Annotated in this window: 2 protein-coding genes; both read right to left on the reverse strand. The window is 37.3% G+C overall.

Annotated elements, in window-relative coordinates:
- Positions 1 to 218: 218 nt before the first annotated feature.
- On the reverse strand, positions 219 to 869 hold the full coding sequence (locus AOM43_RS13070; RefSeq protein ID WP_079978252.1) for a hypothetical protein: 651 nt from the start codon (positions 867 to 869) through the stop codon (positions 219 to 221).
- Positions 866 to 1973 (reverse strand): RHS repeat-associated core domain-containing protein (locus AOM43_RS08570; RefSeq protein WP_264358365.1); only part of this gene is annotated, 1108 nt, incomplete at its 5' end. The genes AOM43_RS13070 and AOM43_RS08570, both read right to left, overlap by 4 nt.

A 1973-nucleotide genomic window follows, 5' to 3' on the forward strand; every position in this document is an offset into this window, starting at 1 on the left:
GATTAACAAACTGATTTTGGGTGTGCAGTTTAAAGATGGGGAAGAAGTCTTTAACATGAAATACACAGCTTAATTTTTAACAAGTTGGATGCGCGCTATTAGATGCTCAAAACACAACATTTGACAATATCTCAATAGATAATCCGGAAGGTTTAGGGCTCAAATTAGTCAGAATTTCTATTTAAATTGGTATGAAAAAGGAGCAGCCAAAGTCATTTTTATTCTTGTTCAATTTTTTCCCATAAAACATACGCTTCACCATCATATGCACTAATGAGCATCATTTTAGTTTTTTTACAGATGGCTTGGATATCTTCCAACGAGAGAATATTGCTGTCATTTTTGAAACAATCAGCCTCTGTTAAAACTCCTACAGAGTGCCAAAAAGAAAATGAACTCCGCATACAATCTGTTATAAACTTGTGGTTTTTATTATGTTCTCTGATTACATACATAACTTCGTTTTCATACAAATAGATACTTTTTTTTTCGTAGAATTTGTTTAAATAAGAATCATCATAGTCCATTGTAACCTCATCAAACACACAAGAAAATTTTTCATTGGAAATAAGTTTATGAAAAACAAAATTACTTAACTCTTCCTTTATTGTGGGGACTATTTGATGACGTGATTTTTTTCCATTAGTCTCGGAAACAATTATAGGATTTTGAGGGAGGATAACGCCGCTTTTAAATTCATAAAGTCTTTCTAAGTCAGAACCTAATGTCAATAAAGTAAAAAAAACACCCGACTTAAAATCGACTAAATTAAGTAACTCTGAAGATAATGCATTTTTTATACCTAATTTTTTTTTAACAAATTCAATCGTACGGTCAAAGTTTAATTCGTATCTATACAATGTTTTCATTTTTTAGGCTCCCATGTTCCGTCGAGGAATAGTCTTTCTTCGTATTCAGTTTTGCGATCTCTATAATCCCAGTGAGGGCCTTTTGGTAGAGGATGGTTAAGATCTGGATATAAACTTTCTTTAGTTTTTCCATTATACCAGGCACCTTCTCCGCTACCTGGAGGGCCATCTCCTTTCCATGTATATTCTTCGCCTGGACATTTGGTGGGATCGTCACCAAGTTCATCTCCTCCATAGGGAGATTTCCGGTCACCCTTCTTTTTTTCGTTTTCGGAGGGGTCGGAAATAGCTTCATGATAATAGGCAACATCTTGTTCTTTATTTAGGGTTTTATCAAGTTCGTAGACCCCCCATGCTAACACAGCTCCTGTTAGGCTAGCAACTACCACCTCTGCCGTTATAAAACTGATCCCAAATTCACCAAGGCTTATACAAATAAGAGGAAGCGCAAAAGCAAAGCGTCCATCTGGATCAATGTAACGGAAAGGATTATTTTTAACATAGCTATAAAGGTTCATTCCATCAGTAAAACCAGCAGGATCTGTAGTCAGCCAACGGCTGAGTTCCACATTGTAGTAGCGCCTACCGAAGTTAATAAGATGCGTTTCTGGATCAGTTCGTTTGGAACAAAAACGCCAAGGTGTTATCGGTTTTTTAACATCTCCGGATGGATCGAAGATGGTTTCTTCTCCGAAAGCCGTGTAGCGATAGATATCGACAGGTTCACCTTTAGAGTTTAAAAGAACTTGAACATGCCCTGTAAAGTTAGTTAAAGGAATATATACTTGTCCTTGAATTTCAAAAGCAACCGCAGCACCGATTTCAGCACCACGTCCATGGCCAAGCGGTCTAAATTCCATTAAGTGTTGTTCTGCATCACAAACACCGACTTCATTATCTCCTTGGTAGAGGAAATACTGTGTATCTTGTGTCACCCAATTGTCTGTTAATGGATCCCAAAGCGATTTAACTTTAGAAAGGCGCCGACTTAGATCGTCATAGGTGTAGTTAAAACGTATATTGCCGATGGTAACAGAAAGCAATCTATCCCAGGCATCATACGTGTATTTTTGATCATGGCGCTCGGATAGATTTCCATTGGGG

Source organism: Parachlamydia acanthamoebae, from assembly GCF_000875975.1.
Classification (GTDB): Bacteria; Chlamydiota; Chlamydiia; order Chlamydiales; family Parachlamydiaceae; genus Parachlamydia; species Parachlamydia acanthamoebae.